This is a genomic window from Bradyrhizobium sp. C-145, from assembly GCF_023375135.1.
Taxonomy (GTDB): Bacteria; Pseudomonadota; Alphaproteobacteria; order Rhizobiales; family Xanthobacteraceae; genus Bradyrhizobium; species Bradyrhizobium zhanjiangense.
In genome coordinates this window covers 8,246,102-8,264,860 of the sequence record NZ_CP088150.1, presented here as the reverse complement: position 1 = coordinate 8,264,860, position 18,759 = coordinate 8,246,102, and the positions used below count along the sequence as shown (strand labels likewise).

Annotated in this window: 16 protein-coding genes; 7 read left to right on the top strand and 9 right to left on the bottom strand. The window is 64.8% G+C overall.

Annotated features, from left to right (window positions below; translation table 11 throughout):
• Positions 1-140: 140 nt before the first annotated feature.
• Together LRP30_RS38880 and LRP30_RS38875 are read right to left on the bottom strand one after the other, a co-directional pair.
• Positions 141-1,508: a flippase gene (locus tag LRP30_RS38880; protein WP_249758224.1), complete on the bottom strand. Its 1,368-nt coding sequence runs from the start codon at positions 1,506-1,508 to the stop codon at positions 141-143.
• Between the two features lie 283 nt (positions 1,509-1,791).
• Positions 1,792-2,631, bottom strand: a complete 840-nt coding sequence (locus LRP30_RS38875) for a protein-disulfide reductase DsbD domain-containing protein (protein ID WP_249758223.1) — start codon at positions 2,629-2,631, stop codon at positions 1,792-1,794.
• Positions 2,632-2,772: 141 nt separating this feature from the next.
• Here LRP30_RS38875 and LRP30_RS38870 point away from each other — a divergent pair, with 141 nt between their 5' ends.
• Positions 2,773-3,417 carry a YqgE/AlgH family protein gene (locus LRP30_RS38870; protein ID WP_128936598.1) on the top strand — a complete coding sequence of 215 codons (645 nt, stop codon included), beginning with the start codon at positions 2,773-2,775 and terminating at the stop codon, positions 3,415-3,417.
• Between the two features lie 133 nt (positions 3,418-3,550).
• Here LRP30_RS38870 and LRP30_RS38865 read toward each other — a convergent pair whose 3' ends face one another.
• Both LRP30_RS38865 and LRP30_RS38860 read right to left on the bottom strand, forming a co-directional pair.
• Positions 3,551-4,438, bottom strand: a complete 888-nt coding sequence (locus LRP30_RS38865) for a TauD/TfdA family dioxygenase (protein WP_249758222.1) — start codon at positions 4,436-4,438, stop codon at positions 3,551-3,553.
• Between the two features lie 97 nt (positions 4,439-4,535).
• Complete coding sequence (locus tag LRP30_RS38860; protein WP_249758221.1) at positions 4,536-5,315, bottom strand: SDR family NAD(P)-dependent oxidoreductase; 780 nt, start codon at positions 5,313-5,315, stop codon at positions 4,536-4,538.
• 95 nt (positions 5,316-5,410) lie between these two features.
• Here LRP30_RS38860 and LRP30_RS38855 point away from each other — a divergent pair, with 95 nt between their 5' ends.
• Entirely contained in the window at positions 5,411-6,145 is a 735-nt protein-coding gene (locus LRP30_RS38855) for an SDR family oxidoreductase (RefSeq protein ID WP_128940063.1), read from the top strand.
• Between the two features lie 151 nt (positions 6,146-6,296).
• A complete protein-coding gene (locus LRP30_RS38850) occupies positions 6,297-6,671 on the top strand; it encodes a CsbD family protein (RefSeq protein WP_091881369.1) in 375 nt (124 codons plus the stop codon).
• Between the two features lie 70 nt (positions 6,672-6,741).
• On the opposite strand, the gene LRP30_RS38845 is transcribed toward LRP30_RS38850, so the two are convergent.
• Positions 6,742-8,439: an SGNH family hydrolase gene (locus LRP30_RS38845; protein WP_249758220.1), complete on the bottom strand. Its 1,698-nt coding sequence runs from the start codon at positions 8,437-8,439 to the stop codon at positions 6,742-6,744.
• 169 nt (positions 8,440-8,608) lie between these two features.
• Complete coding sequence (locus LRP30_RS38840) at positions 8,609-9,991, bottom strand: lytic murein transglycosylase (protein ID WP_249761932.1); 1,383 nt, start codon at positions 9,989-9,991, stop codon at positions 8,609-8,611.
• Positions 9,992-10,194: 203 nt separating this feature from the next.
• On the opposite strand from LRP30_RS38840, the gene LRP30_RS38835 reads away from it, so the two are divergent.
• Positions 10,195-11,070: a UTP--glucose-1-phosphate uridylyltransferase gene (locus tag LRP30_RS38835; protein ID WP_128936592.1), complete on the top strand. Its 876-nt coding sequence runs from the start codon at positions 10,195-10,197 to the stop codon at positions 11,068-11,070.
• Positions 11,071-11,252: 182 nt separating this feature from the next.
• On the opposite strand, the gene LRP30_RS38830 is transcribed toward LRP30_RS38835, so the two are convergent.
• Positions 11,253-12,749, bottom strand: a complete 1,497-nt coding sequence (locus tag LRP30_RS38830) for a diguanylate cyclase (RefSeq protein ID WP_249758219.1) — start codon at positions 12,747-12,749, stop codon at positions 11,253-11,255.
• A gap of 142 nt (positions 12,750-12,891) precedes the next feature.
• Here LRP30_RS38830 and LRP30_RS38825 point away from each other — a divergent pair, with 142 nt between their 5' ends.
• A complete protein-coding gene (locus LRP30_RS38825; RefSeq protein WP_164934724.1) occupies positions 12,892-13,155 on the top strand; it encodes a hypothetical protein in 264 nt (87 codons plus the stop codon).
• A 200-nt stretch (positions 13,156-13,355) separates the two neighbouring features.
• Here LRP30_RS38825 and LRP30_RS38820 read toward each other — a convergent pair whose 3' ends face one another.
• A complete protein-coding gene (locus LRP30_RS38820) occupies positions 13,356-16,232 on the bottom strand; it encodes an EAL domain-containing protein (protein WP_164934725.1) in 2,877 nt (958 codons plus the stop codon).
• Between the two features lie 140 nt (positions 16,233-16,372).
• On the bottom strand, positions 16,373-17,371 hold the full coding sequence (locus LRP30_RS38815) for an NAD(P)H-quinone oxidoreductase (protein WP_249758218.1): 999 nt from the start codon (positions 17,369-17,371) through the stop codon (positions 16,373-16,375).
• Positions 17,372-17,481: 110 nt separating this feature from the next.
• Here LRP30_RS38815 and LRP30_RS38810 point away from each other — a divergent pair, with 110 nt between their 5' ends.
• Positions 17,482-17,673: a DUF1192 domain-containing protein gene (locus LRP30_RS38810; protein ID WP_128936589.1), complete on the top strand. Its 192-nt coding sequence runs from the start codon at positions 17,482-17,484 to the stop codon at positions 17,671-17,673.
• 513 nt (positions 17,674-18,186) lie between these two features.
• Complete coding sequence (locus LRP30_RS38805; RefSeq protein WP_128936588.1) at positions 18,187-18,696, top strand: DUF1465 family protein; 510 nt, start codon at positions 18,187-18,189, stop codon at positions 18,694-18,696.
• Positions 18,697-18,759: the final 63 nt, after the last annotated feature.

Here is an 18,759-nt window from a genome sequence, read left to right as displayed (position 1 = left end):
GAATGAACTTTCTCCGGCATGCAACTGTTTGGATCAAATAAGAAAAATCATGCTGCAGGTGGGAGATGCATAGCCATTTTGCCCTGCTCAGCTGCGTCTTGCGAAACCGCCGTTCCCCAACGGGCTGGCAGCCGCATGGCCTATTTTCCAAACGCCAGCACGTGCAGGCCGAGGCGCTGCCGCACGATCCAGAACAAGAGCACCGTCTCGAAAGTGAGCGAGATCGAGGTCGCGGCGGCGGCGCCGTGGCCACCGTAGCGCGGTACCAGCGCGATGCAGAGCACGACGTTCATCACGAAGGCCAGCGCATAAGCGAGCGCGCAGACTCTTTGCTGGCCGAGCATGTTGAGCAGCCGCTCGACCGGCCCTATCGCGGAGCGCACCACCAGCCCGATCGCGGCCACGAACATGATGTCGTAGCCGACCACAAATTGCGGCCCGAACAGCCAGAGCAGCGGCTTGCCGAGCGCAAGCAGCACGATGGTCGCCGCCAGCGACGGCCAGAACGTCCAGCTGATGGCGTGCGCCACATAGGCCGACAGCCGCGCCTTGTCGCCGCTTGCGTTGTATTCGGCGAAGCGATGCGCGGTCGTTGCCGACATCGCGTAGTGGATGAAGGAAACCAGCGCCAGCGTCTTGACCACGGCAAAATAGACGCCGACCTCGTCGGAGGGGCGGAACTGCTGCAGCACCAGTACGTCGGTGTAGGACAGCAGCAGGTAGAAGCTCTCGACCAGCAGGATCGGCAGCGAGATGGAGAGCCAGCCGCCGATGTCGTAGGCCTTGGGGCCCGGCTCGATGTGATCGGCGAGCTTGCGGTTCAGCACCACCATCTGCCCGGCCATCGCGATCCACACCGCACCTAGGCTCGCGACCATCGCGGCGATCGCGCCGAGATGATAGCCGAGCAGGAAGGCAGAGGCCGTGATGCCGATAATCAGCGCCTGGCGGATGATGAATTGCGGCATCAACGCGAGCTGCATCCAGTCATGCGAGCGCGCGATGCCGTCCTGGGTGTTGGCGACGACGAAGGCCGGCAGCGTCATGCAGCCGATATAGAGCGGCAGCACCTCGGCCGGATCAATCCAGGGCGAGAGCAGCCTGACGATGCCGGCGAGGCCGAGCGACACCAGCGCGGAGACGGCAAAGGTCAGCCAGCGGCTGCCGGAGAGAAAGCCGCGCAGCAGCGCATGCTCGCCGCGGGCGCGGTACTCCGGAATGATCTTTTGCGTGGAAGCGGAGATGCCGAAATCCATCGTGCTGCCGAGCAGCAGCACCCAGGTCCAGACATAGACGTAGACGCCGTAGTCGGACGTGCCCATCCAGCGCGCGAGCAGCACCTGCGAGACATATGCGAGGCCTGCGCTGATGACGCGGATGACGAAGATGGTGCCGGCCAGCCGCCGCGTCAGCGAGGCCTCGCGCGAGCCGCCCGTCAGCTTGCCGCGCAGCCGCGCGATCAACCCGGCCGGTCCGGTCGTTGCGGGTTGTGCATCCATCACGGCCAATTCGAGATCCCCAGGGGGTTCCGCATGCTGCGGCATGCCCGGGAATTAGCAACCATTCGTTAAGATTCGGTTGGGTGGGAGTGCTGTCGCAACCCCAACGTCGTCCTGGCGAAAGCCAGGACCAATTACCCCAGGGAGAAGTTGGACGTAGGCTCGGGGCTACGAGTTCGCGCCACCACTACTCCCGGTAATGGGTCCTGGATCTTCGCTCCGCCCTGGACAACGCTACGCGTTGCCAAGAGCTGCGCTTGTCCAGGACGACCGCTGGGGTTGCGACGACGGCTCACTCCAAATTCGTATTGAACTCGTACGACTTGTCCGGCCCGACCAGCGTGAACTTCAGCGCCGCACCGTCGGGCTTGGCGCCCGGCGGCAGCCCCTCGAGCTCGAAGGAGAATCGCTTCACATCTGCCGGGCTGGGCTGGACCGGGGCCGGAATCGGCAGCGCCCAATCGGGCGTCGGCCCTTCCACGAACAGATTGACGTGGCGTGCCTCCGCCGGCGCGACCACGTCGACGACCACCTTGTTGCCGTCGCGCTTGACGTCGCGGATGGTGAGCGGGTTGGGGTCGCCGATATTGGCGGGCTTGGGCACGGTGTCGAGCGCGGCGCGCAGATTGGCGTCCTCGGTCGAGGCGACGCTGTTGAAGCCAAGCTCGGCGCGGGCCTCGACGGGAATGCAGAGCTTTTCGCACACGGCATAGTTGATCTCGGCGCGCAAGGTCACCGGCTTGTCGGCGGCCTTGGCGACGATGCGCAGGGGCAGTACGATCTGGTCGCGATAGCCGATCGAATGACCGCCCGCGCCGTCGTCGAACTTCAGCGGGGCCGGCCACATGATCGTTACTGCATCGACATTGTCCGACTTGGAGAAGTCGAACCGCGGCGGAACGCCGGAGTCGCCGGGCGTACGCCAGTAGGTCTTCCAGCCCGGCTGGAGCTGGAAGGCGATACCGCCAAGCAGCACGGCGCCGCTGCGTGACCCCGCGACCAGCCGCACTGCGGAATGTCCGTCGCGCTGCCACGGCGAAGCGTCGTCGGCACGGACTGCGAAGGCCAGCGACGACGCGAGCAGGGTTGTCGCGACGCCAATCGCCGCACGCAAGGGAACTATGCTGGACATGGCACGTCTTTACAGGGTGGCCCCGGGGCAAACCATTGAATTGCTTGTGATGGATGCATCTGAATCAAGTCTCTGCAAGCCTTGATTTGACAGCCGCCAGGGCCGACATCAGGATAGGAATTGAAACCGGAGTGCTTCACCATGGCTCCTACAGGTAAAAGGACGGGCGAGAGCACCCGCAGCGCAGGCCCCGCGCTCCCCAATTCGGCCGGTTATCTCGACGGCCGGCTCCTGATTGCGATGCCCGTGATGGGCGATCCCCGTTTCGAGCGCTCCGTGATCTATCTCTGCGCCCATTCTGCCGAAGGCGCGATGGGCATCATCGTCAATCAACCCGCCGGCTCCATCGACTTCCCCGAGCTCCTGATGCAGCTCGGCATCATCAAGAAGGGCGAGCACATCAAGCTGCCGGAAAATGCCGAAAGCATGAAAGTGCTGCGCGGCGGCCCGGTCGACACCGGGCGTGGCTTCGTGCTGCATTCCAGCGACTTCTATATCGAGAACGCGACGCTGCGGATCGACGAGGGCGTGTGCCTCACCGCGACCGTCGACATCCTGCGCGCGATCGCCAACGGCTCCGGCCCCAAGCACGCTATCCTCGCGCTCGGCTATGCCGGCTGGGCGCCGGGTCAGCTCGAGACCGAGATCCAGAGCAATGGCTGGCTGCATTGCGACGCCGACACTGACTTGATCTTCGGCGACGACGTCGACGACAAGTACAACCGCGCCTTGCAGAAGATCGGCATCGATCCCGGCATGCTCTCCAACGAGGCCGGGCACGCGTAGTTCTCGTCGTCCTGGCGAAAGCCAGGACCCATTACCACGGGGTGTGGTTGCTGAAGAAGGCTGGCAACCACCAGCCTTCGTCAAACTGCGCTCGGTGGCAATGGGTCACGGCCTTCGCCGGGACGACGAAAAACTACTCCGCCGCCTGCTGCTGCACCGTGGGCTCCGTGCCGGCCACCGTCGCGCGGCGCATGTCGCGCGGTTGCGACTGGTCGTAGCGGCGGACGCGGTGCATGGTCTGGCGGTTGTCCCACATCACGAGATCATGCAGCTTCCATCTGTGGACGTAGACGAACTCTGCTTGCGTCGCGTGCTCGTTCAGATCGCGCAGCAGCAGCCGGCCCTCCGGCACGCTCATGCCGACGACCTTGCCGGCATGCGATGAGAGATACAGCGATTTGCGCCGATGCACGGGGTGCGTGCGCACCAGACGTTGCAGCACCGGCTTGAACATCTCCTTCTCGTCGTCGCTATATTCGGTGAAGCCGAGCGATCCCCGCGAATACATCAGCGAGTGCTCGCAGACGAGATTCTCGATCTCCGCCTTGGTCTCGTCGTCGAGCGCGTTATAGGCGGCGCGCATGTCGGCGAATTCGGTATTGCCGCCCTTCGGGTTCACCACGCGCGCGGACAGCAGCGAGAACTTTGCCGGAATGGGGCGGAACGAGCTGTCGGAATGCCACAGGCAATTGCCGAGGTTGAACAGATGCGTGCGACTGTCCTTCGCCAGCGGCTTGCCGTCCTTGCCGAGGTTCGAGACATCGTTCAGGCCGGATTGCAGCCGATAGTCCTTCTCTTTGGTAACGGTGCCGCCGCGCGCATCCTCGCGCTGGCCGAAATTCAGCGCGAACGCCATCTGCTGCTCGTCGGTGATGTCCTGATCGTGGAAGATCAGCACCGCGTATTTGTCCATGGCGGATTCGACCTCGCGCGCCTCCTCCGGCGTGAGCGGCTTTCGCAGGTCGAGGCCCGACACCTCACCGACGAAATGCTTCTGAAGCTGCCGGATGGCGATCGTCATGGCGTTTTCTCCCGCATCTGCGAGCGGTTTCCCCGCTCTGTTTGCGGAAAAAATGACTCCCGCATTCGGCGATGTCAACGCGCCGCGCGCATGGCTCTCACGCGTTGCGCGCCATCAGCCCGCCGTCGACCGGGATCACCGCGCCGGTGAGGAAAGAGGCGGCCGGCAGGCACAGGCTGAGCGTCATATGCGCAACCTCTTCAGGATCGCCGTAACGGCCGAGCGCAGTGCGGCGCTTGGCGTAGATCGTCTTGTGCTCCTCGGAGATACGATCGGTGATTGCCGTGCGGATCGGACCGGGACAGATGCAGTTGACGGTGATGCCCTCGCGGCCGAGCTCCACCGCCAGCGAACGGGTGAGGCTCGCAACGCCGCCCTTCGCCGCCGAATAGGGGCTGTGCAATGCGGTGGCGCCGAGCGCCTCGGTCGAGGCGATGTTGATGATGCGCGGGCTCTTCGACTTGCGCAAATGCGGCAGCGCGGCGCGGATGACGCGCGGATGCGCCGTCAGCATCACGGCGAGGCCCTTGGCCCAGGTGTCCTCATAGGTCTCGTCGTCGATCGCGACACGCACGGAGATGCCGGCATTGTTGACGACGATGTCGAGCCCGCCGAAATGCGCCGCAACATCATTGACTACGCGCTTGATCTCGCCGGCATCCGCAACATCGAGCTTCCACGCCTTCGCCGCCCCGCCGCTTGCCGCGATCTCCTTGGCAATCGCATCGGCGCCGTGCTCGTCATAATCGGTGACGGCGACGTTCGCACCTTCAGTGGCGAACACGCGCGCGGTCGCGCGTCCCATGCCGCTGGCCGCGCCGGTGACGAGGACGGTCAGGCCCTTTACGGACCGGCTGAGCTGTTTGAATTCGGACATGCTGTTTCCTCGCGCGCTGCTTGTTCTTGTTATGATTGACAAGGCTGGCATCGATCCGCAGACAGGTCAAACAAGCAAAACAAGGGGAGGCCGCGATGAACGAGCTCGATTTCTCAGGCAAGCAGGTGCTGGTGGTCGGCGGTTCCAGCGGCATCGGCAACGGCATCGCGCAGGCCTTTCGCGCCAGGGGTGCGCATGTCGCGGTTTGCGGCACGCGTGCGCGGCCTGCGGACTATTCCATCGAGGAAGGCTCCGATCTCACGGGTCTCGCCTACGCGCAGCTCGACGTCAGCGATGCCGGTGCGATCGAAGCGTTCAAGCCGCCCTTCGAACGGCTCGACATCCTGGTGCTCGCGCAGGGCGCAGTGATCTATCGCCGCGGCGAATTCGAGATGGCGGGTTTCCGCAAGGTCGTCGAGGTCAACCTGATGAGCCTGATGGCGTGCGCAACGCGGTTTCATTCCATGCTGCGGGATGCGAAGGGCTCTCTGATCATGGTGTCCTCGACTGCTGCCTATCATTCCACCATGGGCAATCCAGCCTACAACGCCTCGAAGACCGGCGCGGTCGGATTGACGCGCACGCTGGGCGAGGCCTGGGCCGAGGACGGCATTCGCGTCAACGGCATCGCGCCCGGGCTCGTCGACACCAAGATGACGAAGGTGACCACCGACAATCCCAAGCGGCTCGAAGGCGCGCTGGCGCGCATTCCGCTGCGGCGATTGGGCACGCCGGCCGACATGGCGGGCGCGGCGCTGTTCCTGGCTTCGCCATTGTCGTCCTACATCGTCGGCCAGACGTTGGTCGTCGATGGCGGCCTAATCTTGTAGCCTGGATGAGCGAAGCGACATCCGGGACTTTGCTTGCGCGTTCCCGGGTATCGCTGCGCTCACCCGGGCTACGCGTTCTACACTTTCTTAAGCGCAAGGAACTGCGCTGCTTCTGATCGGTTACTTCGGCTGATCACCGAGGAGGATTATCATGGACGCGGATCGGATCATTGGATCAGCCAAGGAAATGGCGGGCGGCGTGGAAGGCACCGTGGGCGAGATGGCGGGAGACGCAAAAACGCAGGCCTCAGGCAAGGCACGGGAAGCCGCGGGGACAGTGCAGAATCTATACGGCCAGGCGAAGGACGCAGCGCGCGAAGCCGCGGACACGGCCACCAGCTACGCCAAGGATGCCTATGAGGCGAGCGGCGATACGTTCCGCGACGGCTCGCAGGCGATTGCGCGGAAGGTGCATGACAACCCGCTCGGCGCGCTGCTGATTGCCGGCGGCATCGGCTTCGCGCTCGCGCTTCTGATGTCGCGCCCCGCGCGCCGCCCGCCGCCGCGCTGGCGCTATTACGGCTAACAGCCAAGCCAATCATTCCGGGGCGCGCGCTACGCGTCCCGGAATGACATCTCAAATCAAAAGAGAAAAATTACCGGAACATTTCGGCCGATCGCCCGACATTAGCCGGCGGCCGCGGAATCGCGGGGTTCAGATTCGGATTGCGGGGGCCAGGGGGCGGCGCCAGTTGACGCGGTGGCTGCGGCGAGCCGAAGCCGAAGAAATCCCGGAATGACGGCGCTGCCTGTGCCGGCTGCTGCGGCGGGAGCTGCAGCTTCTTCGGCGCGAGTTTTGGCGGGGCGACCGCGGCGGCTGCTCCCGGTGAGCCGTGAGCAACGCTGCTGTCCGGCGTCGTCGCCGCCATCGGCGTATCGCCCTTGGCCTGCTCGCGGCCGACTTCGCGGCGCGGCCAGGCATAATCATCGGCACGGCCGGCCGGAGCCGTCAGCGGCTCGCCTTTCACCATCGTCTTCGCAGCGAGTGCGTCGACGGCGGCGGGACGCGAGCCCGGCCCGCCCAGCAATTGATCGGTCGAGATCGAGGCCGCAACCAGCGGAACGATCGGGCCGGCCAGCGGCCGCGGCGCGGGCTTGCCTGGCTCGGCGCTGGTGTCGGGCGTCGCCGGCTCGCTCGGCAGCGCGATCGGGCCGGAGCGGCCCGCCAGCAGGCGCGTGATCTCGCGCTCGACATAGTGCGCGAGCTTGCGCGCGCCGGGTTTTGTGAAATAGACGCCGTCAGAGCTGCGGAGCTGGCGGATCTGGCCTTCGAAGTCAGGACCCTTCTGAAGGAAGCGACCGGCTTCGTCGACAAAACCGTCCCAGACATCGACATAGGTGATGCCGGCCTTGGCTGCGCCTTCACGGTAGAGGGAATCCAGGAACAGCATGTCCGCCGTGCCCTTCTGCCCGCGGATGGCAGGTAGGCCGACCCAGAGCACCGGAACGCCCTTGGCCTTGAGGACGTTGGCCAGCTCCTCGATCTTCTTGCCGTAGAGCTCGATCCAGCGCTCGTCGCGGAATTCGTAGAGACCATTCGGATTGCGCGCCGTCTTCTCCGGCGCGGCGGCCGCCGGCGTATCGGCGTTGTCGGCATCATCCTGCGGCAGGTCAGGATCCGCTGCGGGTTTGTCCTCAGGCTTGGCGGCAGCGTCGGGCTTGGCTTCGCCGGGCTTGCCCGGTGGCTTGCCGCGCGCGCCCTTGTCGTTCTTCTTGTCCTTGTCAGAGGCCTTGTCCGACTTGTCGGCCGCAGGCTCGCGGATCGCGATGCGGTCGTTGAGGCCGAGCATGACGACGATGATTTCGGGCTTTTCGGTTTCGAGGATGCCTTTCGCCGCAGCCGCCCAGTCCGACGGCTCGCCCTTCGGCTGGTACTTGATCAAGCCCGAGGTGGTCTTGTGCTTGCGGATCACGCCCATGTCGGGCTGCTCGGTGTAGGCGTCCTCGAGGCCATAGGCGAGCCAGTCGGCCATGGCGTCGCCGATCACCAGCACGTTCTTGTCGGGGACGGTGTCGCGCTTGGCGGGCGCCGGCGCGCGCGAAAAATCCTGGCGCGGCGCCTGCGGCTGTTGCTGCTGGAATGGTGCGAAGAAGTCGCCGCCGAACCAGCCACCTCCACCGCCGCCCCGCGGTGGCGGCGGGGCCGCGCGCTGCGGCGGGCCGCCGAAGCCGGGGAAGTTGAAGAACTGCGCCGAGGCCGGGCCCGCGACCGACACCAAGATCGCAAGCGCCGTCCCCAGCGCGATCAGCGGGCCGGTCTCGGTCAGCGCCTTGAACAGGGACTTCTTCGACATGCGATCTCGGACACGCGCAACAGGATTGGAAGTGGCTTGGATATAATAACGGAATCAGGCGCCAAACGGGCAGATTCTCTCGCAGATTCTTCCGCCATACACCGGGGAACAGTCACCCAGGTCAAGGCTGCCTGCCAAAATCCCCGTTCAGGGTTACTTTCGGCGCGATTTACCGCCCGCGCAGCCGGTCCAGCACGTCGGACGACGCAAATCCGTCGGCGGGCACCCCGATCGAGGCCTGGAAGTTGCGCAGGGCTTCCCGGGTCTGGCCGCCGAACTGGCCGTCCGGGGTGCCCTTGTAGAAGCCGCGCTGGGCCAGCAGCTGCTGCAGTTCCAGCCGCTCGGTGCGCGACAGCTCCCGCTCCTGGCGCGGCCAGGGCTGCACGAAGGGCTGCCCCCCACGCAGGCGGTCGGCGAAATGGCCGATCGCGAGTGCATAGGCCTCGGCCGGGTTGTACTTCATGATGACGCGGTAATTCTGCAGCATCAGGAAGCCGGGTCCCTGCGCGCCGGCCGGCGCGAGCAGATAGGCCTTCTCCGCCGGGTGCGGAAAGGGCTGGTTGTTCGGGCGCTTGAGTCCGAGCTTCTCCCACTGCGCGATCGTCATCGCCTTGGCGCGATCGGCCAGCATGTAGTTGAATCCCTCCGGCACAACGACTTCAAAGCCCCAGGTCTGGCCGGCCTGCCAGCCGTCCTTCTTCAGATTGTTGGCGGTCGAGGCGATCAGGTCGGTGGGATTGTCGACGACGTCGCGCCGTCCGTCGCCATCGCCATCGACGGCAAATCGTTTGAATGCGGTCGGCATGAACTGGGTCGGGCCGAAGGCGCCGGCCCAGGAGCCGCGCATCTGCTCAGGCCTGAGATCGCCGCGGTTGAGGATCTCCAGCGCGGAGAGGAATTCGTCCTTGAAATAGGCCTGGCGACGTCCGATGCAGGCGAGCGTCGCGGTCGATTGCAGCACGCTGCGGTCGCCCATCTGCGTCGAGTAGTTGGACTCGATGCCCCAGATCGAGGCGATGATGTAGCGGTCGACGCCGGTGGCCTTTTCGGTGGCGTCGAACTGCGCCTTGTATGTGGCGAGGATCTCGCGGCCCCTGGCGAGGCGGTTGTCGTTCACGAGGATGTCGAGATAGTCCCAGATCGACTTGGTGAACTCCGGCTGCGAATCCATGAGGTCCATGATGCGCAAATCGGGGCTGAGGCCTGCGGTGAGGCGCTGGAAATTCTCCTGCGTGATGCCGCGCCGTGCGGCATCGGGCCACATCGCGGCGACGCAATTGTTGAAATTGCCGGCGGCCTCGCGGATCGCGGCCGCCGTCATCAGCGGATGGCCGGAGGCGCCGTCTTCGCCGCTCCAAGGTTGCGCACCGCCATTGCCGGGCGGGGCTTGCGAGGGGGCGGGATTGGGGCCGGAGAAGATGCCGCCGAACAGATTGGAAAGGCCATTCTGGGCTTGCGCGTGCGCGCAAGCCGGCAGCAGCAAGGCCGCCGCAATCATCGTCGCGGCGGTCACGGAGCCAACCCGTCCTGCCAGTCGTGCCACTGATTGCATCATCTCCCACCCGTCGGCCTGAAATTCCGCCATCAGGAGGCCTGGTAGGCGTTGCCAATAGCTTAACAAAGGTGAAATTTTGGTGACGGCGTTTTTCTTAACTCTGACGGGGCGAGGCCCCACATCCGCCTTTGTTGGCGGCTGCAAACAGGCTAGCAAGATGCCATTGCTCCGTTCACGTCCTCAGGTATTCGATCGATCCCATGAAAATTCGCAAAGCCGTATTCCCCGTCGCCGGCCTCGGCACCCGCGTCCTGCCCGCCACCAAGGCGATGCCGAAGGAAATGCTGACCATCGTCGACAAGCCGCTGATCCAGTACGTCTATGACGAGGCGAGGGAGGCCGGCATCGAGCACTTCATCTTCGTCACCGGCCGCAACAAGAATGTCATCGAGGATCATTTCGACCGGATGTTCGAGCTCGACGCGACGCTGGCTGCGCGCGGCAAGAAGGGCGAGCAGGAGATCCTGGCGCAGAACCAGCCCGATGCCGGCGCCGTCAGCTTCACCCGCCAGCAAGCGCCGCTCGGCCTCGGCCATGCGGTCTGGTGCGCGCGCGACATCGTCGGCAACGAGCCGTTCGCGGTCGTGCTGCCCGACGAGCTCGTGCTCAACACGCCCGGCTGCCTGAAGCAGATGATCGAAATGGCGGCTTCGCTCGGCGAGAAATCCAATTTGGTCGCGGTCGAGGCGGTGCCCGACCATCTCACCCATCAATACGGCATCTGCGGTGTCGGTAAACGCACCGGCAAGATGTTCGAGGTCGACGGCATGGTCGAGAAGCCGGCCAAGGGCACCGCGCCCTCCAATCTCTCGATCACCGGCCGCTACATCCTCCAGCCGGAGATCTTCAAGATCCTCGAAACCCAGGAGCGCGGCGCCGGCGGCGAGATCCAGCTCACCGACGCCATGATCGGCCTCGCCAGGTCGCAAAAATTCTACGGCGTCGAGTTCGAGGGCGAACGCCACGATTGCGGCTCCAAGCCGGGCTTCCTCCGCGCCAACATCGCCTATGGCATGAAGCGCCCGGAGCTGCGCGACGGGCTGATCGCCGAGATGAAGAAGTATCTGGGGCAGTAGCTGCTCCGCGTCGTCCTGGACAAGCGCAGCGCCGATCCAGGACCCATTAGCCCAAGACGGCGTTTGGCGAAGACGCGTGGTGATCAGCTCGCGCCACGACTCCTTCTTGGGGTAATGGGTCCTGGCCTTCGCCAGGACGACACGAGAATTAGGCACGCTACTCGCCGCCGCCGACAGTCGCCTCACGCCACCAGCGACAGCTGCGGCAGGCTCGCGACCACCGACTGGTTGCGTCCGCCGGCTTTCGCGGCATAAAGCGCCTTGTCGGCGGCGGCGACCAGGATCGACGGGTCCATGCCGGCGGTGGGGACCAGGCTGGCGATGCCGCAGGAGACCGTCGTGCTCGCCTGATCGTCGGACCAGCCCTGCACCTTGAGGCGGATCGTCTCGGCGACCTTGAAGGCGTCGGTGACCGAAATGTTCGGCAGCAGCACGGCGAATTCCTCGCCGCCATAGCGCGCGGCGCAGTCGCCGGCGCGGCTCACCGAGTCGGAGATGCAGATAGCGATGCCGACCAGCACCTGGTCGCCGGCCTGATGGCCGAACGTGTCGTTGTAGGCCTTGAAGTGATCGGCATCGATCATCAACAGCGCGACCGGCGTCTTCTGGCGCATGGCGCGGCGCCATTCGACCTCGATGACGGAATCGAACTTGCGGCGGTTCTTCAGGCCGGTGAGCGCGTCCGTCGTCGCCATCTCCTCGAGCTTGCCCTCGGCCTCGGCGCGCCGGCCGATCTCGCGCGCGAGCACCAGCGTCGAGGCCAGCATGAACAGGATCAGCGCCAGCACCACGGCGCCGATGCGATAGGCTTCCCTCTGCCAGAGCTCGAACACGGCGGTCAGCGGCTTGCCTGCCACCACGAACATCGGACCTGTGCTGGTGCTGCGCACGTAGAGACGCGGGGTCGGGTCCACCGGACCCTGGCCGGCGTAGGATCCGCCGGCCTTGAGATTGTCGGCCCTCCAGTTCTGGCGCTCGTTCAAATTCCTGCCGATGATTTCGAGATCGAACGGCCGCCGCATCATGATGGTGCGGTCGCGCTTCAGCACGGTGATGGTGTCGTCGCGGTCGAGGTTCAGCCGCTCGAACAATTCGTGGAAATAGCTGAACCGGATCGAGCCGGCGACGACGCCCATGAAGCCGCCGTCGGTATCGCTGATGCGCCGGCTCAGCACGATGGAATAGGCGCCGCGAAACAGCATCGGACGGCTGATGAAGAGCCCGATGTCGGGATTGTCGCGATGAACCCTGAAATAGTCCTCCTCGCTCCTGACCTCCGGCAGCGGATCGAGCGTGGAGGCGTCGATGGTCAGCCGGCCGTCGGTATCGAACACCTGGATGGCGCCGAAATGCTTGGCGGTTATCGCATGGTCGAACAGGATCAGTTGACGGATCGGCTTCGACACCGTTGCGAGCTCCGGCAGCAACATGCTGCTGGCGACCGCCTTCAGTGACAGGTCGTAGATCTCGATGTTGCGGTTGACGTCGGACTCGATGGTCGTCGCCAAATTCTCCAGCGTCTGGCGGGCGAGCGCCTCCTCGCCGCGGCGCATGTCCAGCATCACGTTGACGCAAATGGCGGAGAAGCCGATCACCGTCACCACGGACGAGATGATCAGCAGCTTCGCCGAAATCCGCCACGGCCGGCGGGCCGTGACTTCGCGCCATCCAGACAGCATCGCTCGCTCCCGATCCTAGTGGATGCGCCCGAAAGCTTGAGTAGTGTTTAAGGCGGGACGGCGCTGCCGCAATGAGTTAAGAATCGGTTTATGCGGCGCACGGTTTTTGGCAGCCTCATGTGACCGGGACGAGAGGACGATTGTGAACGACTACCACGCGTTGCGCGACTATCTGATGCGGCAGAAGCAGGACGAGTTGGTGTTGAGCTTCGAGCAGATCGAGGAGATCATCGGCGCGGCCCTGCCGCGCGCGGCGCATCGTGCCTCCTGGTGGGACAGCCTGCGCAGCCCCGACATCCAGATGCCGCAACGCGAAGCCTGCCTCGCCGCCGGCTTCGTGGCGACGCGCATGCCGGATGGCCAGAGCGTGCGATTCAGGAAGCAGAAGAGCGACCGGCGGCGATAGTATCGCTGAGGAGCACTCTTCCCCTCTCCCCTTGTGGGAGAGGGTGGCTCGCCGCGTAGCGGCGAAACAGGTGAGGGGTCTCTCTCCGCGCGCCAATCTCTTGCAGTTGAACCCGCGGAGACAACCCCTCATCCGGCGCTTCGCGCCACCTTCTCCCACCGCCACCTTCTCCCACAAGGGGAGAAGGAAGAAGAGAGCGATCAGCTCGCCGCTTCCAGCCGCACTTCCGTCAGCAGCCGCATCGCGGCGTCGGCGTCCATCGGCTCGCCGAAGGCGAAGCCTTGGGCGTATTCGCAACCCATCTGGTAGAGCTCGACCGCATCGGAATCGGTCTCGGCGCCCTCGGCCACCACGTCCATGCCGAGATCGTGCGCGAGCGCGATGATCGACTTCAGAATCACCGGGCGGGTGCCGCGGCTGGTGGTGCGCACGAAGGACTGGTCGATCTTGATGGTGTCGAACGGGAAGCGCTGCAGATAGGCCAGCGAGGAATGGCCGGTGCCGAAATCGTCGAGGGAGAGCCCGGTGCCGAGCTCGCGGATCCGCGTCAGCATCTGCGCTGCGTGCTCCGGATTCTCCATCACCAGCGATTCCGTCAGTTCCAGCTTGAGCGTGCCGCGCGCCACCGAGGAGCGTGACAGCACGGTGCGGATGTCGTGGATCAGATCGTGGCGCAGCAATTGCCGCGACGACACGTTGACGGAGGCGAAGATCGGCTCGCGCGAGCGCATCGCGCGCTGCCACACCGCGAGCTGTTTTGCGGTCTGGTCGAGCACGAACATGCCGAGATCGACAATCAGCCCGGTCTCTTCCGCGATCGTGATAAATTCCGACGGCGCCATGCGCCCGAGCTTCGGATGGTCCCAGCGCGCCAAGGCCTCGAAGCCCGCGATCGAACGATCCTCCAGCCGCACGATCGGCTGGTACAGGATCGTGATCTCCTTCCGCTCGATGGCGCGGCGCAATTCGCTCTCCAGCGTCAGCCGGTCGGTCTTCCGCGCACGCATCGCCGGCTTGTAGACGTCGATGCGGTCGCCGCCGATGCGCTTGGAGTGATACATCGCAAGCTCGGCGTCCTTGATGATCTCATCCGTCAATTGGGTCTGCGGATCAGACAAAGCGAGGCCGATGGAAGCCGTGAGGAATATCTCGCGGTCGTTGAACGCGATCGGCGCGCGGATGGTCTTGCGGATGGTCTCGGCGAAGGCGGTGATCCGGGCGGGATCCTGCTCCGAGAGCAGGATCAGGCCGAACTGGTCGCCGGCCATCCGCGCCAACGTGTCCTGCGGCTTCAGGATGCGGGTAAGGCGGCGCGCCAGCGTTAGCAGGATGGAATCGCCGACCGCGATGCCGACGGAATCGTTGACCTGCTTGAAGCGGTCGAGGTCGATCACCATCAGCGTCGGCCGCAGCGTCGGCATGCTCTTGGCGAAGTGTGCCACCGCACCCAGCCGGTCCATGAACAGTTTTCGGTTGGGCAGGCCGGTGAGGTTGTCATGCACGGAATCGTGCAGCAGACGTTCTTCCGCGTTGCGCAGCTCGGTGACGTCGGTGAGGGTGCCGACCACGCGCGAGACCTCGCCGTCCGACCCGACCACCGGGCGCGCCTTCAGCGCGAACCACATGAAGTGGCCGTCCGGGGTGCGCAGGCGGAAATCCTGCACCAGGCGGCCGCGGCGCTGATCGAGCACGCTGTCGAGCGCGGCGCGGAAACGGTCCTGGTCGAGCGGATGCAGCACTTCGAGCCAGGACGCGGCCGGCCCCTCCAGCGTGCCGCGCTTGAGGCCGAGCAGGGCTTCGGTCTCGGGGCTGGTGAAGACCTTGTCGGCGGACACGTCCCAGTCCCAGATCAGATCGCCGGAGCCGGCCAGCGCCAGTGCGCGGCGCTCGATGTCGGAGACGACGCCGGTCGAGGCGCCGCCGCCGGCGAAGGCGTGCTGCATCACCGTGAAGCCGATCAGCATCACGATCAGCACGAGGCCGCCGAGCAGGGCCGGGCCGACGATGTCGTTGGTGACGGAGCCGGCGACCGTCATGCCGGCCGCCACCACCCAGACCACCAGCAGGAACCAGGTCGGGATGAGCAGCACCGCGCGGTCGAAGCCGTGGGTGGAGAGATAGACGATCAGCGCAAAGCCGGCGAAGGCGATCAGCACCAGCGAGACGCGCGCGATGCCGGAGGCCACCGCGGGATCGAACAGCGCCAGCGCGACGAGCGAGCCAAGGAAGGCCAGCCAGCCGACCGTGATGTGCGAATAGCGCACATGCCAGCGGCTCAAATTGAGATAGGCGAACAGGAACACCAATAGCGTCGCCGCCAGGATCGCTTCGCCCGCCGCACGCCAGATGCGCTCGGCGTTGTTCGACATGTCGAGCACCTTGCCCCAGAAGCCGAAATCGACGCCGATATAGACCAGCACCGCCCAGGCCAGCGCCGCGGCGGCCGGGAACATGATGCTGCCCTTCACCACGAACAGGATGGTCAGCACCAGTGCAAGCAAGCCGGAGATGCCGATCACGATACCCTGATAGAGCGTGAAGGAGTTGACCTTGTCCTTGTAGGCTTCCGGCTCCCACAGATAGAGCTGCGGCAGCTTGTCGGTGCGCAGCTCGGCGACGAAGGTGACAACAGCTCCCGGATCGAGCGTGATGCGGAACACGTCCGCGGTTGCGCTTTCCTGACGTTCGGGCCGGTCGCCGATCGAAGGCGTGATGGTGGCGATACGCGACAGGCCGAGGTCGGGCCAGAGCAGCCCTGAGGAGACGATGCGGTAGTGCGGAGCGACGATCAGGCGGTCGAGCTGGTCGTCGGTGTTGTTGGCGAGCGCGAACACCACCCAGTTCTGTCCGCCCTCGCGGGCGCGCACCTCGATGCGGCGGACGATGCCGTCGGTGCCAGGCGCGGTCGAGACCTGGATGCGGTCGGCATCGCTGCGCTGATGCTCCAGTACACCGGTGAGGTCGATCGCGGGCGCGTCACTGCGAACGCTGACAGCATCGAGCGCGCGTGCAGGGGACGCGGCAACGAGCATCATGAGGCCCAGCGCGATGGGCGCGAGGCACCTGAGCAGACGCAAGGTCAGTTCTCCGCGTTCGACGCAAACTTCGAGTGCAAGGCGATTTCAGACCGGACAGAATTGGTTCGGTGCGTCGCGATAGATGCCACGAAAGCGAGGAAAATCAAAGGGTTTCCGCCTTGCCCTGTGGGCCCGGCGGCCTACACCTCCAACACAATTTTGCCAATATGTGCGCTCGTCTCCATGCGCCGGTGCGCGTCGGCCGCCTTTTCCAGCGGGAAAGCGCTGTCCATCAGCGGCTTGATGCGGCCTTCGTGCAAAAGCGGCATCACTTTCGCCTCAATCGCGGCCACCATCGCCGCCTTGTCCGCATTACTACGGGGGCGCAGCGTCGAGCCGGTATGGGTCAGGCGCTTCACCATCACCTTGGCAATGTTGACGTTGACCTTGGGGCCGTTCAGCGTCGCGATCTGGACGATGCGGCCATCGACTGCGGCGGCATCATAGTTGCGATCGACATAGTCGCCGGCGACCATATCGAGGATCAGATTGACGCCGACCATGTTGGTCTCTTCCTTGACCACCGCGACGAAGTCTTCCGTCTTGTAATTGATGGCCCGGTCTGCACCCAGCTTGAGGCAGGCATCGATCTTGTCCTGCGATCCCACCGTGACGAACACCTTGGCGCCGAACGCTTTGGCAAGCTGGATCGCCATGGTGCCGATGCCGGAGGAGCCACCATGGATCAGCAGCGTCTGGCCGGCCTTGAGGCCGCCGCGCTCGAACACGTTGTGCCAGACCGTCATCAGCGTTTCCGGCAGCGCGCCGGCTTCCCTGATCGACAGCGACGGCGGCACGCTCATGGCCTGGGCGTCCTGGGCGATGCAGTACTGCGCATAGCCGCCGCCGGCGACGAGCGACATCACCTTGTCGCCGATCTTGTGCCGCTTGGCATTGCTGCCGACCGCCACGACTTCGCCGGCAATCTCCAGGCCCGGCAGGTCGCTGGCGCCGGGCGGCGGCGGATAGGCGCCGGAGCGCTGTGCGACGTCGGGCCGGTTGACGCCGGCGGCCTCGACCTTGACCAGGATCTCGTCGGGCCCGGGCTGCGGCACGACCCGTTGTTCCGGCACCAGCACCTCCGGTCCGCCGTGCCGGGAGATGGCGACCACGGTCATTTGCGCGGGCAGCTTGTCCATGATGTGTCCTTGAGCAAAGGTGTGGAATGGAATGAGGTCATTGCTTAGCCAGCGCGCTCCACGCTGGCAACCTCGGCCTGGTAGATCGCGCGAACGCAGGAGGAACGACGATGCCGACGGAAGACGACGACCGCCCGCGCAAGAAGATCAGCCATGAAATCGGACAGGATCTCTCACTGTTGTCGGTGGAGGAGCTGACCGAGCGCATAGCGCTTCTGAAAACCGAGATCGCAAGACTGGAAGAAGCCGCCACCAAGAAGCGCGCCTCGCGCGATGCGGCGAATAGTTTTTTCAAGTCGTAGCCGCTACAGCCGTCGTCCCGGCGAAGGCCGGGACCGATACCGCGTGATCTATCTGTAGGGATCGACCGAAGCACCGAACGACCGGTCTTCGTCAAACCACTCCCTGTGGTTATGGGTCCCGGCCTTCGCCGGGATGACGTGGAGAATTTGTTCCGTACCCCACTCGGCCACTGGCCGAGATGGCTAACGAACTCTCAAAAATTTAGCTCGTTTACGGTCGATTAAGCTTTCGGGTTTATGACTGGAACCGTCCTCGTTTGGACACCGAGTGGCTCCTGTCCACTCTGTTTGACGCCTCCCTGTTATCAACTTTCAAAGCCGCCGGTCTCCGGCGGCTCTTTTTTGCCTCCACCCCGCTTTTTGCGTCTCCTTGCGGTTGAATTCCTGCGAATGACCCGCGGAAACCATATCCGCGCTTGTCGCTGGACTCCGCGCTCCCAGCGCGCAATGATTTGTTCATCATAAGCCGGCGCCAAGCCGGAGAGTCAGACAGTTGCGTAAGGGGCGTTAACCATGGAACGTTTGCAGGCCGACGGCGCTCTCGTTCAACTCAGCGAGCGGTTCACCAATTCTGCGGCGTTCAGCGTCCTGTTCCGCGAGGGCATGGATCTCGTCGAAGAGACCGCCGCCTATCTCGACGGCGCCGGCCGCACGGAGGCCAAGGCGCTCGACCGTGCCGTCAGCCTGACTTATGCGACCGAGAGCATGCGTCTCACCACCCGCCTGATGCAGCTCGCCTCGTGGCTGCTGCTGCACCGCGCGGTGAAGGAAGGCGAGATGACGCTGAGCCAAGCCAATCGCGAGAAGACCAAGGTCAAGCTCACCGCCGCCGATCCCGGCCCCGCCGACACCATCGAGAAGCTGCCCTCGCAGCTCCAGGATCTGATCCACCGCTCGATGAGCCTCCAGACCCGCGTGCGCCGTCTCGACACCACCATCCACACCCCGCCGGCCGAGCACGTCCCGATCGGCAACCCGCTGGTGCCGCACCTCAACGCGCTCAAGGCCGCGTTCGAGCGGTAGGATCTAATCTAATCCGCGCACTCTATGTTTGAACCGTCACCCTGAGGTGCTCGTCTCTTCGGC

Coding starts and splice junctions, on each gene's coding strand:
- LRP30_RS38875 (WP_249758223.1), bottom strand. CDS start 2,631: ATGTCCAGCATAGTTCCCTTGCGTGCGGCGATTGGCGTCGCGACAACC.
- LRP30_RS38870 (WP_128936598.1), top strand. CDS start 2,773: ATGGCTCCTACAGGTAAAAGGACGGGCGAGAGCACCCGCAGCGCAGGC.
- LRP30_RS38865 (WP_249758222.1), bottom strand. CDS start 4,438: ATGACGATCGCCATCCGGCAGCTTCAGAAGCATTTCGTCGGTGAGGTG.
- LRP30_RS38860 (WP_249758221.1), bottom strand. CDS start 5,315: ATGTCCGAATTCAAACAGCTCAGCCGGTCCGTAAAGGGCCTGACCGTC.
- LRP30_RS38855 (WP_128940063.1), top strand. CDS start 5,411: ATGAACGAGCTCGATTTCTCAGGCAAGCAGGTGCTGGTGGTCGGCGGT.
- LRP30_RS38850 (WP_091881369.1), top strand. CDS start 6,297: ATGGACGCGGATCGGATCATTGGATCAGCCAAGGAAATGGCGGGCGGC.
- LRP30_RS38845 (WP_249758220.1), bottom strand. CDS start 8,439: ATGTCGAAGAAGTCCCTGTTCAAGGCGCTGACCGAGACCGGCCCGCTG.
- LRP30_RS38840 (WP_249761932.1), bottom strand. CDS start 9,991: ATGCAATCAGTGGCACGACTGGCAGGACGGGTTGGCTCCGTGACCGCC.
- LRP30_RS38835 (WP_128936592.1), top strand. CDS start 10,195: ATGAAAATTCGCAAAGCCGTATTCCCCGTCGCCGGCCTCGGCACCCGC.
- LRP30_RS38830 (WP_249758219.1), bottom strand. CDS start 12,749: ATGCTGTCTGGATGGCGCGAAGTCACGGCCCGCCGGCCGTGGCGGATT.
- LRP30_RS38815 (WP_249758218.1), bottom strand. CDS start 17,371: ATGGACAAGCTGCCCGCGCAAATGACCGTGGTCGCCATCTCCCGGCAC.
- LRP30_RS38810 (WP_128936589.1), top strand. CDS start 17,482: ATGCCGACGGAAGACGACGACCGCCCGCGCAAGAAGATCAGCCATGAA.
- LRP30_RS38805 (WP_128936588.1), top strand. CDS start 18,187: ATGGAACGTTTGCAGGCCGACGGCGCTCTCGTTCAACTCAGCGAGCGG.